The organism is Streptomyces bambusae, assembly GCF_019400985.1.
Classification (GTDB): Bacteria; Actinomycetota; Actinomycetes; order Streptomycetales; family Streptomycetaceae; genus Streptomyces; species Streptomyces bambusae_A.
Map to the genome: position 1 here is coordinate 1 of NZ_WTFF01000591.1, position 1,908 is coordinate 1,908.

Below are 1,908 nucleotides of genomic sequence, written 5' to 3' on the forward strand. Positions count from 1 at the left end.
GCCCCCGGGCGGGATGGGCGGGGCCGGCGGGGCCGACTGGGCCGGCGGGCCGGTTCGCCGGCGCGGCCCGTTGCCTCCCGCGCGGCCCGTTGCCTGCCCGTGCGGCGGCTCAGCCCTCCAGGAGGGTGCCCATCCACTCCTCGATGCCCGCCACCGTCCGCGGCAGGGCGCCCGACATCAGCCGGGCCCCGTCGGAGGTGATCACCAGGTCGTCCTCGATCCGTACGCCGATGCCGCGCAGCTCGGCCGGCAGGGTCTCGTCGTCGGGCTGGAGGTAGAGGCCGGGCTCGACCGTGAGCACCTGGCCCTCCTCCAGCACGCCGTCGAGGTACGTCCCGGCGCGCGCCTTGGCGCAGTCGTGGACGTCCAGGCCGAGCATGTGGCCGCTGCTGCACAGGGTGTAGCGGCGGTGCAGGTCCCCCTCCGCGTTCTTCAGTACGCCCCATTCGGCCAGGCCCTCGGCGATGACGCGCATTCCGGCGCGGTGGAAGTCGCGGAAGCTGGCGCCGGGGCGCAGGGCGGCGATGCCTGCCTCCTGGGCGGCCAGGACCAGTTCGTAGACCTGGCGCTGGACGGGGGAGAAGCGGCCGGAGAGGGGGAGGGTGCGGGTGATGTCCGCCGTGTAGAGGGTGTCCGTTTCCACGCCCGCGTCCAGCAGGAGCAGGTCACCCTGGTTCAGCCGGCCGTCGTTGCGGATCCAGTGCAGCACGCAGGCGTGCGCGCCGGAGGCGGCGATGGTGTCGTACCCGGTGCCGTTGCCCTCGGCGCGGGCGCGCAGGCCGAAGACGCCCTCGATCCAGCGCTCGCCGCGCGGGTGGGCCAGGGCGCGCGGCAGCGCCCGTACGACGTCCTCGAAGCCGGCGGCGGTGTGGTCGACGGCGAGCTGGAGCTGGCCGACCTCCCAGGCGTCCTTGACCAGCCGCAGTTCGGACAGGGCGGTGGCCAGTTCGGCGTCGGTGGAGGCGTCGCGGCCGGCCGGGGTGCCGAGGGTGTCCAGGTGCGCGCAGCGGATGCCGGTCAGCCGCTCGGCCTCGGCGAGGTCGGGGCGGCGGCCCACCCAGAACTCGCCGTAGCGGCGGTCCCGGTAGAACTCCTCGGTGCCGTCCGCGCGCGCCGAGCGCGGCCGCAGGTAGAGGACGGCCTCGTGCCCGTGCGGTCCGGACGGCTCCAGGACCAGGACGTGTCCGACCTGGTCCTCGCCGGTCAGGCCGGTCAGCCACGCGTAGGCGCTGTGCGGGCGGAAGCGGTGGTCGCAGTCGTTGGATCGGACCTTCAGCTCGCCCGACGGGACGATCAGGCGCTCGCCGGGGAAGCGGGCCGACAGCCGTGCGCGGCGGCCCGGGGTGACCTCGTACCCGGGGACCCGGACCGAGTCGGGCAGCGGGGAGGGGGCCCACCGGCCCGCCATGAACCGGGACAACTCGGCTGATACGGGCAGGTCGTGACTGCCGATGTTGAGGCGCGCGGGCTGTGCGGGGGTGTCGGTCACGAGGGGCTCCCGAGGGTGGACGAGAACTGATGGCTGCACAGGTCTTGTCAGTGCAATTTCACATTACTATGTTACAGCTCACACAACGGCTCGTTAATCCCCGTCAAATGCCGTGTGCAGCAAGGCAGTTCACGCACCAACCCCCCACCACCCCTCTCCCACCAGGAGTTTTGGTGTCCCAGTACAGAGCTGTGCGTTCGGCCCTTCTCGCCTCCGCGGTCGCGGTGACCCTCCTCGCTTCCATAGGGCAGGCCACCTCGCAGGCGGCGGAGAACCCGGTGCCGGCCACCTTCGCCGGCGCCCGGGCGCCCCAGGCCGCCCAGGCCGCCCAGGCAGCGCAGGCGGCCCCGGCCGCGGCGGCCCGCGGCGAGAACCCCTTCGACGAGGTCGACCGCCTCGCCTCGGCCCCCGCCGAGGTC

At 73.7% G+C, this 1,908-nt stretch carries 2 protein-coding genes; one reads left to right on the plus strand and one right to left on the minus strand.

The genetic code is table 11. The annotated features are described in order from the left end of the window. Window positions 1–109: 109 nt before the first annotated feature. A complete protein-coding gene (locus tag GPJ59_RS35850) occupies window positions 110–1,489 on the minus strand; it encodes an aminopeptidase P family protein (protein WP_308120685.1) in 1,380 nt (459 codons plus the stop codon). Window positions 1,490–1,662: 173 nt separating this feature from the next. Between GPJ59_RS35850 and GPJ59_RS35855 the strand changes: the two genes are divergently transcribed. Next, a partial coding sequence (locus GPJ59_RS35855; RefSeq protein WP_219672303.1) for a hypothetical protein occupies window positions 1,663–1,908 on the plus strand: 246 nt, incomplete at its 3' end.